Origin of the sequence: Rathayibacter sp. VKM Ac-2879, from assembly GCF_015351245.1 — a bacterium.
In the GTDB taxonomy this organism is placed as follows: domain Bacteria; phylum Actinomycetota; class Actinomycetes; order Actinomycetales; family Microbacteriaceae; genus Rathayibacter.
Genome location: NZ_JADKSO010000002.1, coordinates 36,638 through 59,212, shown reverse-complemented (window position 1 = coordinate 59,212; position 22,575 = coordinate 36,638). Strand labels below are relative to the sequence as shown.

The window sequence follows — 22,575 nt, the reverse complement described above, 5'->3', positions numbered from 1 at the left end:
CGCGAGGTCTCCGACTGGTGCGCGCGTCCGGCCGCTGCTAGGAGGCGCGTCAGTCGATCCCGAGAACCTCGCGCACGCGCAGCACGTCGTCGTTCATCTGGCGGATGAGCGGCTCGATGCCCTCGTAGGCGACCTGCCCGCGGATGCGTCCCACGAAGGCCACGTCGACGACACGGTCGTACAGGTCGAGTGTCTGGTCGAGCACGAACGCCTCCACCTGCTTCGGCGGCACGCCGACGAAGGTGGGGTTGCTGCCGACCGAGATCGCGGCGGGGTAGGTGACGCCCTCGGACGTCAGCCGGCCCGCATAGACCCCGTCGGCCGGGATGAGACCCTGCGACTCGGGCGAGAGGTTCGCCGTGGGGAATCCGAGCTCGCGCCCGCGCTTGGCCCCGTGCACCACGACTCCGCGAACCACCGGCTCGTGCCCGAGGAGCCGTGTCGCGTGCTCGACGTCGCCCTCGGCGAGCAGCTCCCTGATCCACGTGGAGGAGACGCGACGACCGTGCTCCGGCCGCACGTCGTCGATCAGCTCGACCTCGAAGCCGTGACGGCCGCCGAGCGAGCGGAGCAGCGTCAGATCTCCTGCGCCCCGCGCACCGAAGCGGAAGTCGGAACCGACGAGCACGACCCTCGCCTCCAGCGCGTCGACGAGGATCTCTCGCACGAACTCCTCGGGCGAGAGCGCACGGAACTGTTCGTCGAAGGTGAGCAGCAGCGTGGCGTCGACTCCGGTGCCGGCGAGAAGCTCGAGCTTCTGCTCATTGCCGACGAGGGCCGGCGGGCACGCGGCGGGCGCGATGACGCTGAGCGGATTACGGTCGAAGGTCACCACGACGGCGGCGAGGCCGCGCTCGCGTGCGCGCTCGTGCAGGCGCCCGATGACCGCGCGGTGCCCGGCGTGCACGCCGTCGAACTTGCCGATCGTGACGGCGGACGGGCCGACTCCGGCGAGGTCGCGCGCCTGCGTCTCGATCCGCATCAGGCGTCCGACCCCCGCGCTCGGCGCTGCTGCACGCGCAACCACCAGAGGCCGAGCACGGGCAGCACGAGCGGGATGAGGAGGTAGCCGGCGCCGAACGCGGACCACACCGTCGCCTGCCGACCGAAGGGATCGATGCTCGACAGGCCGAGCACCTGCGGCGCGAGCAGGCTGATCGCTCCGACCACGAGCACGCCGACGAGCTCGAAGGTGATGGTCACCCAGGCGACGCGCTGCCACGCGCGGCCGGGCGCCACAAGCGCGACGGTGGCGACGACGTAGACGACGGCCGAGAGGGCCGAGAGCGAGAACGCGAGGGGTGCCTCGTCGAAGCGGGTGACGAGCTGAAACACCGAGCGCCCCGTGGCCGCGAGCGCGAGGATCGCGTAGACCGCGACGAGCACGCTCCCGATGCCGCGCGAGCGGGAGGAGCGGGGTGCGGACCGCGCACCGCCGGGTGCCGAGAGGACTGAGGGATCGCGGGTGGCCCGTCCGGACGCATCACTGGCTGGTTTCGACATCGCACGTCCATGGTAGGCGGTCGGTCGACGCCTCCCCGTGCCCGCGCATCGAGCAACGCCGGGGAACTACGCGTTCTGCACGAACCAGATCTGGTGCATCCGGTACACCATCACCGCGATCGAGAGGCACGCGACGCCGAGGACGACTGTGCTCCATCGGCTGCGCTCGATCAGCGCCCAGAAGCCGGCGGCGAGCGGCAGGAGCAGCGCCGAGATCAGGTAGATGTAGTACTCCGCCAGGCTGCCGGAGGGGCGATTGCCCACGAGCGGAGAGACGATCGCGACGGCCAGCTGCACGATCAGCAGCAGCTCGACAATGGCCGTCGCGCCGACCGAGACATCGGAGGGGCGACGTGCGAGTAGGCCGAGCACGAGGCACAGCAGGCCCGCCGCGACCGCGACCGCCACCTGGAGGATCGTGAACCACTCGATCACGGCTCGGCCACCTCGCTCCCCTGCTCGGCGCGGATCGCCTCCGTCGGGAAGTTCACGACGCTCTTGAGCTGCGAGCCGCGGCGCTCGGCCAGCCCGATCAGCCGCTCCCCCGGCGCGACGGCCGCGAGGAGCCCCTTCGCCTGCGCGAGGGCCTCCGGAACGGCGATGCGCTTGCCGTGGGCGAGGTCCGCCGCCTCGCGCGCATCCAGGCGCAGCAGCGGGAACAGCTCGGCCGCGACGACGGTCGGCGGCAGCAGCGCGGAGGCGACGTCCAGCTCCTCGAGCGTGCCCGCGTGCGAGACCGCGAACGGCCCGACGGCCGTGCGGCGCAGGGCGGTCAGGTGACCGCCCACCCCGAGGGCGTCGCCAAGGTCGCGGGCGAGGGCACGGATGTACGTGCCGGAGGAGCACGTCACCCGGACGTCGAGGTCGAGGAACGGCTCCTCGACCCGGCGGGACAGCACGTCGAAGGCTGAGACCGTGACGGAACGGGGCTTCAGGACGACCTCCTCGCCGTCGCGTGCGCGGGCATAGGCTCGGCGCCCGTCGACCTTGATCGCGCTGACCGTGCTCGGGACCTGCTGGATCGCGCCCGTGAGATCCGCGATCGCGGCGGAGACCGCCTCCGGCACGAGTGCAGCGGCCAGACCGGGGGCCGCCGTGGCGAGCACCTCGCCCTCGCGGTCGTCGGTCGTCGTGGACGCACCGAGGCGGATGGTCGCCTCGTACTGCTTATCGAGCCCGACGAGGTAGGTGAGCAGCCGGGTCGAGGGGCCGAGGCCGAGGATCATCAGGCCCGTCGCCATCGGGTCGAGCGTGCCGGCGTGGCCGACCTTGCGGGTGCCCGCGCGTCGACGGGTGCGCGCAACGAGGTCGTGGCTGGTGATGCCTCCCGGTTTGTCGAGCAGGAGGACGCCGTTCGGGGCCGCTGACCGGCCGCCGGACGCGGGGGCCGCGACGGCATCGTCGGTCGCCGCAGGACGGGGGGTCTCGAGCACGGGTGCGAGGATACACGCGCCGTTCGGGAGAGGGCCTGGCACGCAGGGGGGATTCCGCGCTCGCCCTAGGCTGTGCTGGTGAGAATCGCAGTGCTCGGAGCAGGGGCCGTCGGCGGCACGATCGCGGCGCTGCTGGATCGGGCGGGCCACGACGTCGAAGTGACCGCGCGAGGTGGGCACCTCGCCGCGATCCGCCGCTCGGGACTCCGACTCGACGGAGCGTGGGGGGAGCACACGGCGTGGGTCCGCAGCGGCGAGACCCTCGACCTCGTTCCCGATCTCGCGGTGCTGGCGACGAAAGCGCAGGATGCGGAGGATGCCCTGCGCGCCAACCGCCGCACGGTCGACGGGACGCTCCTCGTCGTCGTGCAGAACGGTCTCGACGGCGTGCAGGCGGCAGCGCGGCAGGTCCGCGATGCCCGACTCGTCGGCGCGCTCGCACTGTTCGCGGCGAGTCATCTTGAGCCCGGTCGCGTCACGGTCACGGCGCCGGGCATCACGACTCTCGGAGCGATCGAGCGGCCCGCCGACGACGACGTCCGTCGCGCGGCGGCCGTCCTGGGCGAGGCGGTGCCGACGACGACGACCGACGACTTCGTCGGCGTGCAGTGGACGAAGCTGCTCGTCAACGAGGTCAATGCGCTGCCCGCGATCACGGGCCTCTCCGTGCAGGAGACGGTGGCCGAGCCGGAGCTGCGCCGGGTGCTCGCGCGGGCGCTGCGCGAAGCGGCACGGACGGGTCTCGCCGCCGGGGTGCGATTCGGTTCGCTCCAGGGGCTCAGCCACGCGAGCGTCCGGGCGCTGTCCGTCGCCCCGCTCGCCGCGGTCGAACTGCTCCCCCGTCGCATGGCAGCGGGCATGGGCGCCGTGCCCAATCCCGGATCCACGCTGCAGAGCGTGCGTCGCGGGGTCCCGAGCGAGATCGACCACCTCGCGGGAGCCGTCGTGCGCACCGCACACCGCGCGGGGCGGGAGGCGCCGGTCAATCAGCTCCTCGTCGATCTGGTGCACGAGGTCGAGCGTTCGCACGCGTTCCTCTCCCCTGCGGAGGTCGTCCGCCGCGCGCGCGCCCTCTGACCCCGCGGCCAGGCCACTCCCCCGACAGGCGTCGCTGGGACGCCCGAGCGGGGCGCCTCAGCACGAGTCGGCGAAGAGGCGCCGCGGCTGCTCCGGGTCGCGCACGTCGATCAGGATCGCCGCGAGGCGCCGTGGGTCGGTGCTCGCCCGGTAGAGCGCGTCGAGAGGAGGCTCTTGCGAGTCGAGTCGGATGCTCGTGTGCCACGCGCCGCGCAGCTCCGGCCGCAGGACGAACTCGCCATCGACCAGGAGGATCGCATCGCGGCCCGCGGTGCGCCAACGCGCCTGCCGCGGCTCGTCGCGGGCCGCATCGAACCCTGCGAGCACGAATCCCGTGCTGCCTCCGAGCGTGAACGGGTCGAGCAGCACCCGCCGCAACAGCTCCTCGTCGTAGCGGAGGCGGTAGGCGCGGGCCTCCGCCGCGACCTCGGGATCGTCACGCTCGGCGCGCGGGCGCTGGAAGTCGAGGAGATGCGCGACCATCGCCGGGTGACCGGCGCGCTGGAGGGCCGCGGCGAGGTCGAGCGCGAAGGCACCGGTCACCTCCGGGTCGTCCCCGTCGATACCGACACGGACACGACCACGGCCGTCGTTGTGCAGGATCTCGGCGGCCACGGCGTCGAGCACGTCGGTCTTCTTCGGCGCCCACCTGGTCATTTCTCCACGATACGCGCCACCCCTTAGGGTGAGCCGATGCCTTCCGCCCTCGCCCCCGCGATCGTCGACTGGTTCCGCACCAGCGCACGCGACCTGCCCTGGCGACGAGAGGGATTCTCGGCCTGGGGGACCCTGGTCAGCGAGTTCATGCTGCAACAGACGCCCGTGGTGCGGGTGGTTCCGCGCCTCGCCGAGTGGCTCGAGCGCTGGCCTACGCCCTCTGCCCTGGCAGCGGTGCCTCCCGGGGAGGCGGTGCGCGCCTGGCAATCGCTCGGCTACCCGCGTCGCGCCCTGCGCCTGCACGCGTGCGCCGTCGCCATCGCCGACGAGCACGGCGACGTCGTGCCCGACGATGTCCAGACGCTGCTCGCGTTGCCGGGGATCGGTGACTACACCGCCCGCGCCATCGCGGTCTTCGCCTATGGACACCGTCATCCGGTGGTGGATACCAATGTCCGCCGCGTGATCGCGCGCGCGGTCGACGGAGCCGCCGAGCCGGGTCCCCCGCGTGCGAAGGCCGACCTCGCCGCCATGGAGGCTCTGCTCCCGAGCGAGCGGCCAGAGGCCGCGGCGTTCAACGCCGGAATGATGGAGCTTGGAGCGATCGTCTGCACGGCGCGTGCTCCACGCTGCGAGAGCTGTCCGATTCGCGACGTCTGCCGATGGCGGGCGGAGGGGTATCCCGCCTATGTCGGCCCGGCGAAGGCTAAGCAGAAGCAGTTCGAGGGCTCGGACCGGCAGGTGCGCGGCCTGATCCTTGCCGAGCTGCGAGCGTCCCACGGCCCGGTGAGCGCGGCCGAGGTCGCATCGCTCTGGCCCGACGCCGAGCAGCGCTCTCGCGCCCTCGCCGGTCTGCTCGCCGACGGCCTCGCGGTCGGCAACGCCGACGACGGATACCTGTTGCCCCACTCCTGAGCGGCGCGTCGCTCGCCCCGAGCCCGGGCGTCGGCGGCGGCTCGACCCCGAGATCACCGTCGCGGTGCCCGCCGCTCTCATGCCAGGAGCCCGTGTCGTCGTCGTCCCGAATCGGTCGACGTCGCCACGGGCTCCGCAGTGTTCGCGTTCGGCGGCTAGTCCTCGTCGCCGTCCTCGCGGGGCTTCACATACGGGTCGGCGTCGCCGGCATAGGCGGCGGTCGCCGCGAGCGACTGCACCTGCGAGTCCTGCGAGCGCGCAGCAGCGAGGAGGTCTTCGATGTGCTTCGCGTTCTCGGGGATGGCGTCGAGGATGAACTCGAGTGACGGTGTCAATCGGGCGGTGATGTTCTTCCCGACCTCCGTGCGCAGCATGCCGGTCGCGGCCTTGAGCGCGGCGGCCGAGTCGGCGCGTTCCTCGTCGGTCCCGTACACCGTGTAGAACACGGAGGCGTGCTGCAGGTCACCCGTCACCTGGACGTCGGTGATGGTGACGAAGCCGAGCCGAGGGTCGCGCAGACCGCGCTCGATCCTCTTGGCGACGATCACTTTGATCCTGTCGGCGAGCTTCCTCGCCCGAGCCGGATCTGCCATGGCTGGTCCTCACATCTCTCTCGACGAACCGTTCGGCTCGCCATCTAACCACTCCCTCGGGCGCATCTCGTCCGAGGAAGGGGGCTGGCCTCGGAGGGTCCCGCCCCCGCTCGAGCACGGCGGCGCCCGGGACGACGGAAGGCCCGGGCGGACCCGGGCCTTCCGTGGGGAGTCGGATCAGCCTCGCGGCTTCTCCTTCATCTCGATCGTCTCGATCTCGTCGCCGATCTGGATGTCGTTGTACTTGCCGAGACCGATACCGGCCTCGTAGTCCGTACGGACCTCCGTGACGTCGTCCTTGAAGCGACGCAGCGACTCGATGGCGAGGTTGTCCCCCACGACGACGCCGTCACGGATGACGCGCGCCTTCGAGTTGCGGGTGATCGTGCCGGAGCGGACGATGACGCCCGCGATGTTGCCGAACTTGGAGGAGCGGAACACCTCGCGGATCTCGGCGACACCGGACTGGACCTCCTCGAACTCGGGCTTGAGCATGCCCGTGAGCGAGTTCTCGACCTCTTCGATCGCGTTGTAGATGACCGAGTAGAAGCGGATGTCCACTCCCTCTCGGGCAGCGCGCTCGCGGGCCTTCGGGTCGGGGCGGACGTTGAAGCCCACGATGATCGCGTTGTCGATCGTCGCGAGGTTGACGTCCGACTCCGTGATCGCGCCCACGCCGCGGTGGATGATGCGCAGCTGCACCGAGTCGTCGACCTCGATCTTGACGAGCGACTCCTCGAGCGCCTCGACGGCACCGGACACGTCGCCCTTGATGATGAGGTTGAGCGACTCGACCTTGCCCTCCTCGAGGGCGCGGGTGAAGTCCTCGAGCGAGATGCGCTTGCGGGCCTTGGCCAGCAGGGCATTGCGCTGAGCGGCTTCGCGCTTCTCGGCGATCTGGCGGGCCGTGCGGTCCTCCTCGGTGACGAGGAAGGTGTCGCCGGCACGGGGCACGGAGGAGAGTCCCTGCACCTGGACCGGACGGGACGGGACGGCCTCGAGCACGGCGTTGCCGTTCTCGTCCGCCATCGCACGGACGCGGCCGTAGGCCGTTCCCGCGACGATCGCATCGCCGACACGCAGCGTTCCCGACTGGATGAGGACGGTCGCGACCGCACCGCGGCCCTTGTCGAGCTTGGCCTCGATCGCGACGCCGCGCGCCTCCTTGTTGGGGTTGGCGCGCAGGTCGAGACCGGCGTCCGCGGTGAGCAGCACGGCGTCCAGGAGGTCCTGGATGCCGGTGCCCGCGCGGGCCGAGACGTCGACGAACATGACGTCTCCGCCGTATTCCTCGGCGACCAGGCCGAACTCGGTGAGCTGCTGACGCACCTTCGCCGGGTTGGCGTCGGGCTTGTCGACCTTGTTGACCGCGACCACGATCGGCACGTTGGCCGCCTGGGCGTGGTTCAGGGCCTCGATGGTCTGCGGCATGATGCCGTCGTCCGCCGCGACCACGAGGATCGCGATGTCCGTGACCTGGGCACCGCGGGCTCGCATGGCGGTGAACGCCTCGTGACCCGGGGTGTCGATGAAGGTGATCGGACGCTCGATGCCCTCGTGCTCCGCGACGACCTGGTACGCACCGATGTGCTGCGTGATGCCTCCCGCCTCGCCCGCAACGACGTTGGCGTTGCGGATGGCGTCGAGCAGGCGCGTCTTTCCGTGGTCGACGTGACCCATGACGGTGACGACCGGCGGACGGATCTCGAGGTCCTCGTCCGTCTCGTCGTCGAGCTCCTGCTCGAGGTCGAGGCCGAAGCCCTCGAGGAGCTCCTTGTCCTCGTCCTCGGGCGAGACGACCTGGATCTTGAAGCCCAGCTCGGAGCCGAGAACCTCGAAGGTCGCCTCGTCGAGCGACTCGGTCGCCGTCGCCATCTCGCCGAGGGCGAAAAGCACGGTGACCAGGTTGCCGGGGGGCACCGGCACACCGGTCATGGCCTCGATCTTGTCGGCGAAGTCCGAGATCGACGCGCCGCGACGCAGACGGATGATCGTCTTGCCGTCGCCGCGGGGGACGCTGACGCCGCCGAGCGACGGGGCCTCCCTGAGCTCGAACTCCTGACGCTTCGTGCGCTTGGACTTGCGTGCCTTGCTCTTGCCGCCGCCGCGACCGAAGGCACCGGCGGTGCCGCCACCGGGACCGCGACCGCGACCGCCACCACCGCCGGGGCGCGGGGCGAAGCCGCCACCGGCACCGGGGGCGCCGCCGCCGCCGGGACGCTGGAAGCCGCCACCTGCGGGGCGACCGGCTCCACCGGGACGACCGGCTCCACCGGGGCCGCCGGGACGCTGGCCGAAGCCGGCAGGGCGCTGGCCCATGCCGGGTCCGCCCGGTCGGGGCGCGCCGGGACGAGGAGCGGCGGGACGGGGGATGTTGCCCGGGGTCGGACGAGATCCCATGCCCTGCGAGCTGGCGAAGGGGTTGTTGCCCGGGCGCGGGGCGGCGGGACGCTGTCCCATGCCCTGGTTGCTCGCGAAGGGGTTGTTGCCGGGTCGGGGCGTGCCGCCGGGGCGGCTGGAGCCACCCGAGGCGCCGCCGGGACGCGGGGTGTTCGCCGCCGGAGCCGGACGCGGGGTGACGGGCTTCGGCCCACCGACGGCCGGACTCGACGAGGGCTCGTCGGAGGCGGGGGTCGCGGGGGTCGCGCTCGACTCGGTGGCGGCGGGCTCGGCTGGGGCGTTCGCAGCGGCCTGGGCGCGCTGCGCGGCCGCAGCCTCCTGGGCGGCCTGGGCCTGGGCCTGACGCTCGGCGACCGACATCGGCGGTGCCGGCGCCGGAGCGGGCGGCTTCGCCGGACCGGGGACCGGAGCGGAGGGGCGGTTACCCGAGGGGCGAGGAGCACCGGGGCGGGCGGCGGTGGGGGCCGACGGGGTCGTCGACGAGCCCGCGCTCGCGCTGCCCTGAAGGGCCTCGCGGAGCTTGCGGGCAACGGGGGGTTCGATGCTGGAGGACGGTCCCTTGACGAACTCGCCCAACTCTTTCAGCTTCGCAAGTGCGACCTTGCTATCGACACCGAGCTCGGATGCGATCTCGTGTACGCGTGGTTTTGCCACTTTTCTCCTGTCTTGGGCCTGCACCCAAGACGGGGGCAGGCGTCACGAACGGACGGGTCTCATTTCGAGCCGCTCATCAGTCTTCGCTCATGATCAGTTCACGGGCCGTTCTGCCTGTTCTCTCTGCGATGTGATCGTGCGCAGCGCCGGCTCCTCCGGTTGAGGGGCCGTGCCGGTCAGTCCGCGGGTGACGTACCGCTCCAGCTCGCTCGCGTCCACGCTCTCGCGCGTCCGGAACGCCCTGGCGAACGCGCGCCGCTTGAGCGCGAGTTCGTAGCAGTCGTACGCGTCGTGCAGCCACGCTCCCCGACCAGCCCGGACGGCGCGCGGATCGACCGCGAGGACGTTGGAGTGGAGGACGAGTCTCAGAAGAGAGGCTCGGGAGGCGCGCAGACGGCAGCCGACGCACGTTCTGACGGGATCCACCCTACTCCCTCGTTCCCGGGAGCGCCTCCCCGCGCGGCCGAACGTCGGGGATCACTCCCCGTCCATCACCGAATCGGGCTGGATGTCGATCTTGGCGCCGGTGAGCTTCGCGGCGAGTCGCGCGTTCTGCCCCTCCTTGCCGATCGCGAGCGACAGCTGGTAGTCGGGGACGAGCGCGCGAACGGCCTTGAGGCTCTGGTCGATGACGAACGCGCTCGTCACCTTGGCGGGCGAGAGGGCGCTCGCGACGAAGGTCGGCAGGTCGGAGGAGTAGTCGACGATGTCGATCTTCTCGTTGTTCAGCTCGGCCGTCACCGCGCGCACGCGCTGGCCGAGCTCCCCGATGCAGGCGCCCTTGGCGTTGACGCCGGGCTCGGTCGCACGCACCGCGATCTTGGTGCGGTGGCCGGCCTCGCGAGCGAGGGAGACGATCTCGACCACGCCGGAGGCGATCTCGGGCACCTCGAGCGCGAACAGCTTGCGCACGAGCGAGGGGTGCGTCCGCGAGACCTGCACGGAGGGGCCCTTCGGCCCGCGGCCGACGCTCGTGACGTAGACGCGGATGCGGCGGCCGTGGCTGTAGTCCTCTCCGGGCACCTGCTCCTCGGGCGAGAGGATCGCCTCGATCGAGCCGAGGTCGACGTGGATCATCCGCGGGTTCGGACCCTGCTGGATCACCCCGGCGACGATGTCGCCCTCGCGGCCCTTGAACTCGCCGAGCACATGCTCGTCGGCGATGTCGCGCAGCCGCTGGTTGATGACCTGCTTGGCGGCGAAGGCGGCGATACGACCGAAGTCGCGGGGCGAATCCTCCGACTCCCCGATCACGGCGCCTTCGTCGTCGTACTCGGGCACGAAGACCGAGACATGGCCCGTCTTGCGGTCGAGGTGCACGCGCGCCGAGACAGCGGTGGCCTTGTCGACGTCCTCGGCCTGACCGATGTGCTTGAGGTAGGCGGTGAGGATCGCCTGCTCGATGATCTGCACGAGTTCCTCGAAGGGGATCTCGCGCTCGCGCTCCATGAGGCGCAGAACGCTCAGGTCGATGTCCACGGGCAAGCCTCCAGTATTCACTTTGATGTCGCGGCGGTGGCAGCGACGGTACGTCCGTCGGGTGCGAACACCCGGATCAGCCCTCAAGGTTACCCGATCGCGGACGCTCGTTCCCTCGCTCCGGAGGCGCGGGCATCGAATGAGGTTTTGCTCAGGGGTGCACGAGGACGCCACGATGAGCCGCGGGGGCACGCGCCGCCTCGACGCGAGAGAGAGGCCACACCATGACGGACGACCACAGGAACCACGACGACGCCGCGGGAGCGCCCCTCCCCCCGCGCTACGGCGAGCGGGTCGATCCCTCTTCCGCCGCCGCACCCGTGGTGCCGGCGTCGTGGGAGGCCCCAGCTGTCACGCCGGCGGCACCGACACCGCACATCGCGCGGGGAGTCGCCCTCGCGCTCCTCGTGCTCCCCGCGGGCGTCCTCGTCTGGCTCGCGCTCTGGCAGGCGGGCTTCGTCGCGTCGATCGTCGGATTCGGCGTCGCCTTCGGTGCCGGCTGGCTCTACCGCAAGGGGGCACCAGGCCCCCTCGACCGCCGCGGGGTGGCGGCCATCGTCACGATCATCATCGTCACCATGGTCGTCAGCATCGTCGCGGGCGTCGTGGCGGACACGCTCACGGGGATCGCGCCAGGAGCCATCGCCAGGGTCGTCACGAGTTCGCACTACTGGTCGTGGTTCTTCGGCACCGTCCTGCGCGACCCGCAATTCCTGGCGACCAACGGCACGTCCCTCCTGTTCGCGGTGCTCTTCACCGTCCTCGGCACGTTCCGCACCATCCGGCGCCTGGTCCGCAGCGCCTCCTGAGCGTGGACGCCGAGCGCCCGCCGCTCACGGCGGGCCGCTCGGCGTCGACGGGTCAGCCGAGCAGGCGGGCCGTGACCTCGTCGATCGCGACCTGGGTCCGCTCCCCGGAGCGGCGGTCCCACAGCTCGACCACTCCCTCGGCGACCCCGCGACCCGCGATGACGATGCGAGGCACGCCGATCAGCTCCGCGTCCCCGAACTTGACACCCGGCGATACCCTCGGCCGGTCGTCAATGAGGACGTCGAGCCCGGCCGCCTCGAGCGAGGCACCGATCGACTCGGCCGCCTCGAGCGCCGCTGCATCCTTGCCGGTCGCGATCACGTGCACGTCGAAGGGCGCGACGTTCTCGGGCCAGAGCAGCCCGCGCTCGTCGTGCGTGCTCTCGGCGAGGATCGCGAGGATGCGGGTCACCCCGATGCCGTACGAGCCCATGGTGACGGTGACGAGCTTGCCGTTCTCGTCGAGCACCTTGAGCCCGAGCACCTCCGCGTATTTGCGGCCGAGCTGGAACACATGGCCGATCTCCATGCCGCGCGCCGTCTCGATGGGACCGGAGCCATCCGGCGCCTCGTCACCCGTGCGCACCTCGGCGACCTCGACCACTCCGTCTGCCGTGAAGTCACGACCGGCGACGACATCGAGGGCGTGCTGGCCCGCGACGTTCGCGCCAGTGAGCCATGCGGTGCCTTCGACCACGCGCGGGTCGACGAGGTAGCGCACACCAGTCGCCGACTCCTCGCCGAGCGCGCGCCCCTCGGCCGACCACGGACCGATGTAGCCCTTGACGAGTCGCGGGTGCTTCGCGAAGTCCTCCTCCGTCGCCGGCTCGACGGCAGCGGGAGCGAAGGCGACCTCGGCGCGCTTCATGTCGACGTCGCGGTCGCCGGGCAGGCCGACGATCACGAGCTCGCGCGTGCCGTCGAGGGCGGTCAGAGCAAGCACGACGTTCTTGAGGGTGTCGGCGGCGGTCCAGGAACGGCCGTCGCTTCGAGCCTGCTGCGCGTTCGCGAGATCGACGAGCGTCTGGATCGTGGGCGTGTTCGGCGAGTCGAAGACGCGCGCGGCGGGCAGCCCCTCGAGGGGCAGCGCCGGAGGGGCGGGAGTGCGGTACGCCTCCACGTTCGCGGCGTAGCCGCTCGCGGAGCGCACGAAGGTGTCCTCTCCCACCGGAGTGGGGTGGAGGAACTCCTCACTGCGCGAGCCTCCCATGGCGCCCGCGTCAGCCTGCACGATGACGTAGTCGAGGCCGAGACGGGCGAAGATGCGCTCGTACGCGTCGCGCTGGCGCTGGTAGCTCTCCTCGAGCCCGGCGTCGGTGACGTCGAAGGAGTAGGCGTCCTTCATCGTGAACTCGCGACCCCGGAGGAGGCCGGCGCGGGGACGTGCCTCGTCGCGGAACTTGTCCTGGATCTGGTAGATCGACAGGGGCAGGTCTTTGTAGGAGGAGTAGAGGTCCTTCACGAGCAGGGTGAAGAACTCCTCGTGCGTCGGCGCGAGCATGTAGTCGGCGTCCTTGCGGTCTTTCAGCCGGAACACACTGTCGCCGTACTCCGTCCAGCGACCAGTGAGCTCGTACGGCTCGCGGGGCAGGAGCGCCGGGAAGTGCACCTCCTGGGCGCCGGCCGCCTCCATCTCCTCGTGGATGATGCGCTCGATGCGACGCTTCACCCGGAGCCCGAGCGGCAGCCAGGCGAAGACGCCCGGTGCCTGCCGGCGGATGTAGCCGGCGCGGACGAGGAGGCGGTGGCTGGCGACTTCGGCGTCTGCCGGGTCTTCGCGGAGCGTGCGGACGAACAGGTGCGACAGACGGGTAACCACGAGGGTCGATCCTATCCGCAGAAGCGGGGACGCCTCCCTCCCGCTGGGCCGGGACGACGACGCGGGCCGGCCCGGAGGGCGACCCGCGCGCTCGGCTCCGTGCCGCTCAGCTGGCTCTCTGCGGCTCAGTCGGCCCCGTGCCGATCAGTTGGCTCCGACGGTGACGACGGGCGAGCCCGTGGACGTGTCGTCGGCGGGCATCTCGGCGGCGAGACGGTTCGCCTCCTCGATGAGGGTCTTGACGATCTCGGCCTCGGGGACGGTCTTGATGACCTCTCCCTTGACGAAGATCTGGCCCTTGCCGTTGCCGGAGGCGACGCCGAGGTCGGCCTCACGCGCCTCACCGGGACCGTTGACCACGCACCCCATGACCGCGACGCGGAGGGGGACGCTCATGCCCTCGAGGCCGGCGGTCACGTCGTTGGCGAGCGTGTACACGTCGACCTGCGCACGACCGCAGCTCGGGCACGAGACGATCTCGAGCTTGCGCTCGCGGAGGTTGAGTGATTGGAGGATCTGGAGACCGACCTTGACCTCCTGCGCGGGAGGCGCCGAGAGCGAGACGCGGATGGTGTCGCCGATGCCCTCACCCAGCAGGATGCCGAACGCAGTCGCCGACTTGATGGTGCCCTGGAACTCGGGACCCGCCTCCGTGACGCCCAGGTGCAGCGGCCAGTCGCCGCGCTCGGCGAGCTGCCGGTAGGCCTGCACCATGACGACCGGGTCGTTGTGCTTGACCGAGATCTTGAAGTCGTGGAAGTCGTGCTCCTCGAAGAGGCTCGCCTCCCAGACGGCGCTCTCGACGAGGGCCTCGGGGGTGGGCTTGCCGTACTTCTGCAGGATGCTCGGCTCGAGCGAGCCCGCGTTGACGCCGATGCGGATCGAGACTCCCGCGGCCTTCGCCGCGGCGGCGATCTTGCCCACCTGGTCGTCGAACTTGCGGATGTTGCCCGGGTTCACGCGGACGGCGGCGCAGCCGGCGTCGATCGCCGCGTACACGTAGTTGGGCTGGAAGTGGATGTCGGCGATGACCGGGATCTGGCTCTTCTTCGCGATGATCGGCAGCACCTCCGCATCGTCGCGGCTCGGGACCGCGACGCGGACGATGTCGCAGCCGGACGCGGTGAGTTCGGCGATCTGCTGGAGCGTCGCGTTGATGTTCGTCGTCGGAGTGGTGCACATCGACTGGACGCTGACCTGCGCGTCACCGCCTACGAGGACCTTGCCCACCTTGATCTGGCGGGACTTGCGGCGGGGGGCGAGGGTCATGGGGACCTTGGGAAGACCCAGATTCACTGCTGGCACGCGCCCCATCGTACGCGCGCGTCCGGATACTCAGTCCGCTCGCCGGGTCTTCCCAGCAGTGCACGCTCCTCGGAGCCGCCGTGCTCCGTCGACCGCGGCACGGACAGGATCGGCGTGCGATCAGAACAGCTGAATGGGCTTCACGATGTCGGCGTAGATGAGCAGCGCACTCATGCCGCCCAACACCAGCACGACCACGTAGGTCAGCGGGAGCAGGCGGGCGATGTCGACCGGGCCGGGATCGCGGCGGCCGAAGAGCTTCGCGATGCGGCGGCGCAGCCCCTCCCAGAGAGCCCCGGCGATGTGGCCGCCGTCCATCGGCAGCAGCGGCACCAGGTTGAAGACCAGCAGTGCCACGTTGAGGGAGGCGAGCACGCCCACCATCGTCTGCACCTTCGCCACGATGGGCAGCTGGTCGGAGGCGGCGATCTCGCCCGCGATCCGACCCACCCCCACGACGCTGATCGGGCCGTTGGCGTCCCGCGCCTCGGACCCGAACGCCGCCTGCGCGACGTCGATGAGGCGCTGCGGGAGATTGAGGATCACGTGCGCGACGCTCGTGATGTTCTGCCAGACGGTGCCGGGCACCGCTGTGATCGGCTGCTGCGCGAGGGTGGAGGTCGGCGAGATGCCGATGAAACCGACCGTGTGCGTCTCCACCGCCCCGGAGGCGTCCTTGACGACGTTCCCCGCGGAGTCCGTGACGGCGACCTCGTTCTCGGCGGGGGTGATCGTGAGGGTCAGCGGTGCGCCACCGCGCTCGACCACGACGCGGAGCGGGACGCCCGCGGAGCGCTGGACGATCGGAGTGAGATCGTTCCACGTCGAGATCGGGGTGCCGTCGATCGACGTGATGGTGTCGCCGGGGACGAGCCCCGCCGCGGCACCCGGCGCGAGCGGCTCGCCGGCAGTGCACGTCGCTGTGGCGCGCTGCGACTCCGGGACGACGCACTGCGAGACGGAGGCGAGCGTCGAGGTGCTCTGCGGCACCCCGATCCCGCAGAGCAGCACCGTGAACAGCACACTCGCGATCACGAGGTTCATGAACGGGCCGCCCGCCATGATGATCACGCGCTTCCAGACCGGAAGGCGGTAGAAGGCGCGGTGCTCTTCCCCCGCACCGATCGTCTGGGCGCTCGCGGCACGTGCCTCGTCGATCATCGTGGGGCGACGGTCCCCCTGCGTCGTCGACGGGCGGTAGCCTACTCCCTGGAAGAGGCCGACAGCCGCCTCGGTGTCGGGGTCGCCCTCATGCTTGGGCGGGTACATCCCGATCATCGCGATGTAGCCGCCGAGCGGGATCGCCTTGACTCCGTACTCCGTCTCGCCGCGTCGGCGGGAGAACACGGTCGGGCCGAAGCCGATCATGTACTGGGTCACCTTGACGCCGAACACCTTGGCGGGGACGAGGTGCCCGACCTCGTGCAGCGCGATCGAGAGGGCGACGCCGACGGCGATGATGACGACGCCGAGGACGAAGAGCAGCACGGATTCCACCGACACAGAGTAGGCCGCGGTCGACGGCGCCCGCTGGATGGGCCCTGGGCTCTCCCCCTGAGAGGCGCCGCCTCGCGCGCGCCGACACAACGTCAGCTGAGGCGGCCTCTCGCGCACGATGGTGCACGAGACGACGTCTCAGCTGAGGTTGTGCGGCTGAGACCGGGCGATGCGCTCGTCCGCAGTCCGTCGCGCCCACGCCTCGGCCGCCGCAAGCGACTCGCGGGTCAGCGGGCCGTCGACCACGTGCACGTCGACCACCGCCTCCACGGTGTCGAGGATGTCGAGGTAGCCGATCCGCCCGGCGTGGAAGGCCTGCACGGCCTGCTCGTTCGCCCCGTTGAAGACCGCGGGGTAGGAGGCGCCCGCCTCCCCGACCCGCTTGGCGAGGCGCACCGAAGGAAACGCCTCTTCGTCGAGCGGCTCGAAGGTCCAGGCGTGCGAGCGCGTCCAGTCCAACGGCACGCCGACCCCCGCGACCCGGTGCGGCCAGTCAAGGCCGAGGGAGATCGGCAGGCGCATGTCGGGCGGCGAGGCCTGAGCGATGGTCGACCCGTCGACGAACTCGACCATCGAATGGATCACCGATTGCGGATGCACGGTCACGTCGATCCGCTCGTACGGCACGTCGAAGAGCAAGTGCGCCTCGATCACCTCGAGGCCCTTGTTGACGAGGGTCGAGGAGTTGGTGGTCACCACGAGGCCCATGTCCCAGGTCGGGTGGGCGAGCGCCTCCGCCGGTGTGACGTCGCGCAAGGAGGCGCGGTCGCGCCCCCGGAACGGACCGCCCGAGGCAGTGAGGACGAGCCGTCTCACCTCGCCGTGCTCGCCCGCGAGCAGGGCCTGGGCGATGGCCGAGTGCTCGGAGTCGACCGGCACGATCTGCCCCGGCGCAGCACGTGAGGTCACGAGTTCGCCGCCGACGATCAGCGACTCCTTGTTCGCGAGGGCGAGCGTCCGCCCCTCCTCGAGCGCGGCGAGCGTCGGGCCGAGCCCGACGGAGCCGGTGATGCCGTTGAGCACCACGTCGGCGTCGACGGAGCGGATCAGCTGCTCTGCCTCCGCGGCGCCGAACGCGATGTGGTCGACCCCGAACTCGGCCGCCTGCTCGGCGACCGTCGCGCGGTTCGAGCCGGCCGCGAGACCGACGACCTCGAAGCGTTCGCGGTGGGCACCGATGACATCGAGGGCCTGCGTGCCGATGGACCCGGTCGAACCGAGGATGATGACCCTGCGCATCCGCCCATCCTGGCACGCAGGGAGGCGGCCGCCTCGGTCAGTTGACGGCGAGGATGTCGATGACGAACACGAGGGTGTCGGTGCCGCTGATGCCTGCCTTCTGGTTGCCTCCGTCGCCATAGCCCTTCGACGGCGGGATGGTCACGAGCACCTGAGAGCCGACCGTCTGGCCCACGAGGGCCTCCTTGAAGCCCTCGATCACGCTGCCGGTCGTGAGCGTCGCCGGCTTGCCCTTGCCCCAGCTCTGGTCGAACACCGCGCCCGTGCCCCAGATGACGCCCTGGTACTGCACGATCAGGCTGTCGCCGTCGGCCGCTGTCGCCCCGCCGCCCTTCTTGAGAACCTCGATCTGGAGGTCTGCTGGCGGGTTGCTCGAGGGCACCGTGACCGTCGGCGTGCCGTCGTCGGCGAGCGCCACTGTCGGGAGCCCGTCGACAGGAGGCTGCGGCGTACCGTCGGCCGCGTTCGGCACGATCGCGCGGATGTCGATCACCATCACGATGGAGTCGGTGCCAGAGAGCTGGAAGTCGCTCTTGCCCGCGTCGCCGAACGCATCGGCCGGAGGCACGACAGCGACCACGCGAGAGCCCACGGTCGCACAGTTCACGGCCTTGACGAGGCCGGTGAGGTATTGCGTGGGGTCGACCTCGAAGGCGGCACGACCGCCTCCCGCGTAGGTGCTGGCCGAGAACGCGGCTCCGCTGGAGCCGTTGTAGAGCGTGTAGTCGACGAGCACGGTGTCGCCCTCGACGACCGTCGGGCCGGTCCCCTCGAGAGTGACGGCGCGCTCGGTCTGGTCGACGCTCACCGGGGTGGGGAACACCGTGACGGGCTTCGTGCCGAAGTCGCCGCTGGTCTGCACGGCGTTCGTGGCGTCGCCGGACGAGACACAGCTGAGCGGAGTCGCCGACGCGGTCGGGGCCGCCTCCTGCGCCGACGACGTACAGGCCGCCAGACCGAGGGAGACGCCCAGGACGGCGAGGATCGCGAGTGTTCTGCGCACGGAGGCACCTTTCTGCCGGCGACGCCGGGGACGATGGATCGAGACCATGGTGCGCCACGCGCCTATGGGCCTCCTGGACGCGCCTCCCTCGGCCAGGAGGAGCCTCGCCTAGCATCGAGGCATGCGTGAATTCTCGGTCCCCCAGTCCCGAGAGCTCGTCACCGAGCTCCCCGGCCCGCGCTCCGTCGCCCTGCAGGAGCGGCGTGTCGCCAGCGTCTCCCGCGGAGCCGGAACGCTCGCGAACATCTACATGGACCACGCCTCGGGCGCCGTCCTGGTCGACGTCGACGGCAACCGCCTGATCGATCTCGGTTGCGGCATCGGAGTGACCACGATCGGCCACGCGCACCCGGCGGTCGCGGCCGCCGCCGCCGCCCAGGCCGAGAAGCTCACCCACACCCTCTTCACCGTGACGCCGTACGAGAACTACGTGCGGGTCGCCGAGAAGCTCGCCGAGATCACTCCCGGTGACTTCGAGAAGCACTCGATCCTCGTCAACTCGGGTGCGGAGGCGGTCGAGAACGCGGTGAAGATCGCGCGCAAGTTCACCGGCCGGCGCGCCATCGCCTCCCTCGACCATGCCTTCCACGGCCGCACCAACCTGACGATGGCGATGACGTATCGGCCGTGGCCCGAGCGCGCGGGCATGGGGCCGTTCCCGGGCGAGATCTACAGCCTCCCGATGAGCTACCCCTTCCGCGATCCCGAGGGCATGACGGGCGAGGAGGCAGCCGAGCGCACCATCGACTACATCCGCACGCACATCGGCGCCCAGGAGCTCGCCGCGCTCTTCGTCGAGCCCATCCAGGGCGACGGCGGCATCATCATCCCCGCGGACGGCTACTTCCGGCGCCTGTCCGAGTTCTGCACCGAGAACGGCATCGTCTTCGTCGCGGACGAGATCCAGGCCGGCATCGCCCGGACCGGCACGTGGTACTCGATCGAGCACTACGGCGTCGTGCCCGACCTCGTCACGACGGCCAAGGGCATCGCGGGAGGCTTCCCGCTCGCCGCGGTCACGGGTCGCGCCGAGATCATGGACGCCGTGCAGCCCGGCGGCATCGGCGGTACCTTCGGCGGCAACCCCGTCTCGACCGCCGCCGCGCTGGCGACGTTCGAGGCCATCGAATCCGAGGGGCTCCTCGAGGAGGCGCAGCGCGTCGAGCGGGCGCTCCGAGCCCGCATCGGCGGATGGGCTGAGCGCTTCGCCGTCGTCGGCGAGGTGCGCGGCAAGGGCGCGATGTGGGGCGTCGAGCTCGTGCACCCCGGCACGACGCGGCAGAACCCGGAGGCGCTCGCCGCGGTCCTCGCGCACGCGACGTCGAACGGGGTGATCGTGCTCGACGCCGGCAGTTGGGACAGCGTCTTGCGCATCATGCCGAGCGTTGTCATCAGCGAGGAGCTGATCGACGACGCCGCGAGCGTGATCGAGGAGGCGCTCGCGCGCCTGAGCTGACACGCCTCCTGCACCGCATGGCCGGAGGGGCATGGAGCCGCCGGTAACGTCGTGCGAATGCGGACCGATGACGACCACGCGAGGCCGACCCCGCCCGGGATCGGCCTCTCGGCGCGTCTCGCGCGGCTCACGATGGGAGGCGTTGGCCGCTTGGTCTACCGCCCCCTTGTGGAGGGGCGCGACAATGTGCCCCGCACCGGGCCGGTGATCCTCGCGAGCAATCACCTCTCGTTCATCGACTCCCCCGTGCTGACGCTGCTCGCCCCGCGGCCCGTCCAGTTCCTCGCCAAGTCCGACTACTTCACCGGCCCGGGCCTGCGCGGCGCCGCCTCGCGCGCGTTCTTCACGGCGGTCGGTGCGGTGCCCGTCGAGCGCGGCGCGGGACAGGCCGCCCAGGAGGCGCTCGATCTCGGCAGGGCGATCCTCGAACGGGACGAAGCGTTCGCCGTGTATCCGGAGGGCACCCGCTCGCGCGACGGCCGCCTCTACCGAGGGCGCACGGGAGTCGCGTGGCTCGCGCTCACGACCGGCGCTCACGTGGTGCCGGTGGGTCTGATCGGCACGCAGGAGCTGCAGCCCGTCGGCTCGGTCCTCCCCCGACTGCACCGCATCACCGTGCGCTTCGGCGATCCTCTCGACCTGAGCTCGCACGGCTCGGCCGACTCCGGGCGCGCCCGCCGCCACGCGACCGACGAGGTGATGAACGCCATCCACGCGCTCTCGGGTCAAGAGCTCGCGGGCGTCTACAACGAGTCGCCTCCGGCAACGACGGTCGAGCGCATCCGTCGGGCGCTCCCGCACGAGCGCCGCTGATTCAGCGCGCCGTCGTCACGGGCTCGTGCGCCACGGGGAAGTTCACCGAGCTCGCGATGAAGCACAGCCGTGAGGCTTCCGCGTGCAGGGTCTGTGCGAGAGCGACCATCGACTCCTCCGCGACGGTGACGCGGGGTCGGAGGGTGACCGAGACGAAACGACCGCCCTCTCCCTCCTGCACCATGCGCCCGCTCGCGTCGTCGGTGTAGTCGGTGACGACGACTCCGTTCTTCACCGCCACGTGCAGGTACGAGAGGAGATGGCACTGCGCGAGCGCGGCGAGCAGCAGCTGCTCGGGGTTCCAGCGGTCGGCATCGCCGCGGAAGGGAGTGTCGGCGGAGCCGAGGATCGGCGCCGGCCCCTCGGCTGAGACGACGATCTGGCGACCGTAGTCGCGGTAGCCGCTCGTGCCCGTCCCGCGGTTGCCCGCCCAGGCGATCGAGAGGGAGTAGTCGTGCTCGGCCTTCATCACAGTGCTCCTCATCAGGCGGTGGATCAGGCCGGCGGGGATGGTCTGGACCCCTGGGCGTCAGACCCCCGCGGGTAGACTCGAGGGACCATGACAGACACCCTCGCTCCTCAGGCTCCCACGTCCGCAGTCCCTCAGGAGCGTCGCGTCGCGACCGAGATCCCCGGACCGCGCTCTCGCGAACTGCACGAGCGTCGTCTGGCCGTGGTCCCCACCGGCGTGGGCACCGCCCTCCCGGTCTACATCGACCACGCGCACGGTGCGATCCTCGTCGACGTCGACGGCAACCGCTTCATCGACCTCGGCGCGGGCATCGGAGTGACCACGATCGGCCACACCGACGACGCGGTCGTCGCCGCGGCGACCGCTCAGCTCGGCCGGCTCACCCACACCCTCTTCACGGTGACCCCCTACGAGCCCTACATCCGCGTCGCGGAGCTGCTCGCCGAACACACGCCCGGCGACTTCGCCAAGAAGACCGTGCTCGTCAACTCGGGGGCCGAAGCGGTCGAGAACGCCGTCAAGATCGCGCGCAAGCACACAGGTCGACCAGGAGTCGCCGTGCTGGACCACGCCTACCACGGCCGCACCAACCTCACGATGGCGATGAACTTCAAGGCGCTCCCCTATGGGCTCGGCTTCGGACCCTTTGCGAGCGACGTGCATCGGGCGCCGAGCTCCTACCCCTACCACGATGGCCTTTCCGGTGCCGAGGCGGCCGAGCGCACCATCTCCTACCTCGAGAAGACGGTCGGCGCCTCCGCGCTGGCCTGCCTCGTGGTCGAGCCGATCCAGGGTGAGGGCGGCTTCATGGTCCCCGCCGAGGGCTTCCTCCCCGCGCTGCAGGAGTGGTGCACGGCGAACGGCATCGTCTTCGTCGCCGACGAGATCCAGTCGGGCATGGCCCGCACGGGCGCGTACTTCGCGAGCGAGCACTTCGGCCTGGTGCCCGATCTCGTGCTGTCGGCCAAGGGCATCGCGGGAGGGCTGCCGCTCGCGGGCGTCACGGGCCGCGCCGAGATCATGGACTCCGCACAGGCGGGTGGACTCGGCGGCACGTTCGGCGGCAACCCGGTCGCGGCGGCTGCAGCGGTCGCGGTGTTCGAACGCATCGAGGAGGACGGTCTGCTCGCCGAGGCCGACCGCATCGGCGCCCGGCTGGGCGTCGCCCTGCGCGGGCTGCAGGAGCGCTACGACATCATCGGCGACGTCCGCGGGATCGGCGCGATGATGGCGATGGAGCTCGTGCAGTCGGGCACCGCCTCCTCGAGCAAAGAGCCCAACCCGACGGCCGTGCAGGCGATCATCGAGTTCGCCGCCCAGCGCGGCGTGCTGGTGCTGAGCGCCGGCACCTCCGGCAACGTCATCCGTTTCCTCCCGAGCCTCACCCTCAGCGACGAGCTGCTCGACGACGCGATCTCGGTGATCGACGAGGCCTTCGCCGCCCTCTGAGT

The 22,575-nt window shown here is 70.9% G+C and carries 21 protein-coding genes; 6 read left to right on the top strand and 15 right to left on the bottom strand.

The annotated features are described in order from the left end of the window. Positions 1-49: 49 nt before the first annotated feature. From ITJ45_RS05225 to truB, 4 genes are all read right to left on the bottom strand, one after another. Positions 50-982, bottom strand: a complete 933-nt coding sequence (locus ITJ45_RS05225; protein WP_194608895.1) for a bifunctional riboflavin kinase/FAD synthetase — start codon at positions 980-982, stop codon at positions 50-52. Beyond that, positions 982-1,503, bottom strand: a complete 522-nt coding sequence (locus ITJ45_RS05220) for a hypothetical protein (protein WP_228493633.1) — start codon at positions 1,501-1,503, stop codon at positions 982-984. The genes ITJ45_RS05225 and ITJ45_RS05220 overlap by 1 nt, the downstream gene beginning before the upstream one ends. Before the next feature lie 66 nt (positions 1,504-1,569). Beyond that, entirely contained in the window at positions 1,570-1,938 is a 369-nt protein-coding gene (locus tag ITJ45_RS05215; protein WP_194608896.1) for a hypothetical protein, read from the bottom strand. Continuing rightward, positions 1,935-2,936, bottom strand: coding sequence for a tRNA pseudouridine(55) synthase TruB (truB, locus tag ITJ45_RS05210; protein WP_194608898.1), 1,002 nt, complete (start codon positions 2,934-2,936; stop codon positions 1,935-1,937). Before truB ends, ITJ45_RS05215 begins: the two co-directional genes overlap by 4 nt. Positions 2,937-3,014: 78 nt before the next feature. Here truB and ITJ45_RS05205 point away from each other — a divergent pair, with 78 nt between their 5' ends. Further along, positions 3,015-4,013: a ketopantoate reductase family protein gene (locus ITJ45_RS05205; protein WP_194608900.1), complete on the top strand. Its 999-nt coding sequence runs from the start codon at positions 3,015-3,017 to the stop codon at positions 4,011-4,013. A 57-nt stretch (positions 4,014-4,070) separates the two neighbouring features. Here the strand turns inward: ITJ45_RS05205 and ITJ45_RS05200 are convergent, their stop codons facing one another. Next, on the bottom strand, positions 4,071-4,670 hold the full coding sequence (locus ITJ45_RS05200; RefSeq protein ID WP_194608902.1) for a hypothetical protein: 600 nt from the start codon (positions 4,668-4,670) through the stop codon (positions 4,071-4,073). Positions 4,671-4,706: 36 nt separating this feature from the next. On the opposite strand from ITJ45_RS05200, the gene ITJ45_RS05195 reads away from it, so the two are divergent. Beyond that, positions 4,707-5,585, top strand: a complete 879-nt coding sequence (locus tag ITJ45_RS05195; RefSeq protein ID WP_194608904.1) for an A/G-specific adenine glycosylase — start codon at positions 4,707-4,709, stop codon at positions 5,583-5,585. Between the two features lie 155 nt (positions 5,586-5,740). On the opposite strand, the gene rbfA is transcribed toward ITJ45_RS05195, so the two are convergent. The 4 genes from rbfA to nusA all read right to left on the bottom strand — a co-directional run bounded on the left by rbfA (position 5,741) and on the right by nusA (position 10,711). Next, entirely contained in the window at positions 5,741-6,178 is a 438-nt protein-coding gene (rbfA, locus tag ITJ45_RS05190; RefSeq protein ID WP_194608906.1) for a 30S ribosome-binding factor RbfA, read from the bottom strand. Between the two features lie 177 nt (positions 6,179-6,355). Beyond that, positions 6,356-9,232, bottom strand: coding sequence for a translation initiation factor IF-2 (gene infB, locus ITJ45_RS05185; protein ID WP_194608908.1), 2,877 nt, complete (start codon positions 9,230-9,232; stop codon positions 6,356-6,358). A gap of 93 nt (positions 9,233-9,325) precedes the next feature. Then, entirely contained in the window at positions 9,326-9,658 is a 333-nt protein-coding gene (locus tag ITJ45_RS05180) for a YlxR family protein (protein WP_194608910.1), read from the bottom strand. Positions 9,659-9,709: 51 nt separating this feature from the next. Further along, positions 9,710-10,711, bottom strand: coding sequence for a transcription termination factor NusA (gene nusA, locus ITJ45_RS05175; protein WP_194608912.1), 1,002 nt, complete (start codon positions 10,709-10,711; stop codon positions 9,710-9,712). Positions 10,712-10,935: 224 nt separating this feature from the next. Here nusA and ITJ45_RS05170 point away from each other — a divergent pair, with 224 nt between their 5' ends. Continuing rightward, a complete protein-coding gene (locus ITJ45_RS05170; protein ID WP_194608914.1) occupies positions 10,936-11,520 on the top strand; it encodes a hypothetical protein in 585 nt (194 codons plus the stop codon). Between the two features lie 52 nt (positions 11,521-11,572). Here the strand turns inward: ITJ45_RS05170 and ITJ45_RS05165 are convergent, their stop codons facing one another. From ITJ45_RS05165 to ITJ45_RS05145, 5 genes are all read right to left on the bottom strand, one after another. Then, positions 11,573-13,339: a proline--tRNA ligase gene (locus ITJ45_RS05165; protein ID WP_194608916.1), complete on the bottom strand. Its 1,767-nt coding sequence runs from the start codon at positions 13,337-13,339 to the stop codon at positions 11,573-11,575. Positions 13,340-13,483: 144 nt separating this feature from the next. After that, a complete protein-coding gene (gene ispG, locus ITJ45_RS05160; RefSeq protein ID WP_194608918.1) occupies positions 13,484-14,644 on the bottom strand; it encodes a flavodoxin-dependent (E)-4-hydroxy-3-methylbut-2-enyl-diphosphate synthase in 1,161 nt (386 codons plus the stop codon). Positions 14,645-14,764: 120 nt separating this feature from the next. Beyond that, complete coding sequence (locus ITJ45_RS05155; RefSeq protein ID WP_323742944.1) at positions 14,765-16,141, bottom strand: site-2 protease family protein; 1,377 nt, start codon at positions 16,139-16,141, stop codon at positions 14,765-14,767. 138 nt (positions 16,142-16,279) lie between these two features. After that, positions 16,280-17,380: a 1-deoxy-D-xylulose-5-phosphate reductoisomerase gene (locus ITJ45_RS05150; protein ID WP_194608919.1), complete on the bottom strand. Its 1,101-nt coding sequence runs from the start codon at positions 17,378-17,380 to the stop codon at positions 16,280-16,282. 37 nt (positions 17,381-17,417) lie between these two features. Continuing rightward, the gene (locus ITJ45_RS05145) at positions 17,418-18,383 is read right to left on the bottom strand and encodes an FKBP-type peptidyl-prolyl cis-trans isomerase (RefSeq protein WP_194608921.1); all 966 of its coding nucleotides are present in this window, start codon (positions 18,381-18,383) and stop codon (positions 17,418-17,420) included. 121 nt (positions 18,384-18,504) lie between these two features. Between ITJ45_RS05145 and ITJ45_RS05140 the strand changes: the two genes are divergently transcribed. Both ITJ45_RS05140 and ITJ45_RS05135 read left to right on the top strand, forming a co-directional pair. Then, complete coding sequence (locus tag ITJ45_RS05140) at positions 18,505-19,839, top strand: aminotransferase class III-fold pyridoxal phosphate-dependent enzyme (RefSeq protein ID WP_194608923.1); 1,335 nt, start codon at positions 18,505-18,507, stop codon at positions 19,837-19,839. 57 nt (positions 19,840-19,896) lie between these two features. Then, positions 19,897-20,652, top strand: coding sequence for a lysophospholipid acyltransferase family protein (locus ITJ45_RS05135; protein WP_194608925.1), 756 nt, complete (start codon positions 19,897-19,899; stop codon positions 20,650-20,652). Between the two features lies 1 nt (position 20,653). On the opposite strand, the gene ITJ45_RS05130 is transcribed toward ITJ45_RS05135, so the two are convergent. After that, on the bottom strand, positions 20,654-21,121 hold the full coding sequence (locus ITJ45_RS05130) for an OsmC family protein (protein ID WP_194608926.1): 468 nt from the start codon (positions 21,119-21,121) through the stop codon (positions 20,654-20,656). A gap of 90 nt (positions 21,122-21,211) precedes the next feature. Between ITJ45_RS05130 and gabT the strand changes: the two genes are divergently transcribed. Continuing rightward, complete coding sequence (gabT, locus tag ITJ45_RS05125) at positions 21,212-22,573, top strand: 4-aminobutyrate--2-oxoglutarate transaminase (RefSeq protein WP_194608928.1); 1,362 nt, start codon at positions 21,212-21,214, stop codon at positions 22,571-22,573. Positions 22,574-22,575 lie beyond the last annotated feature (2 nt).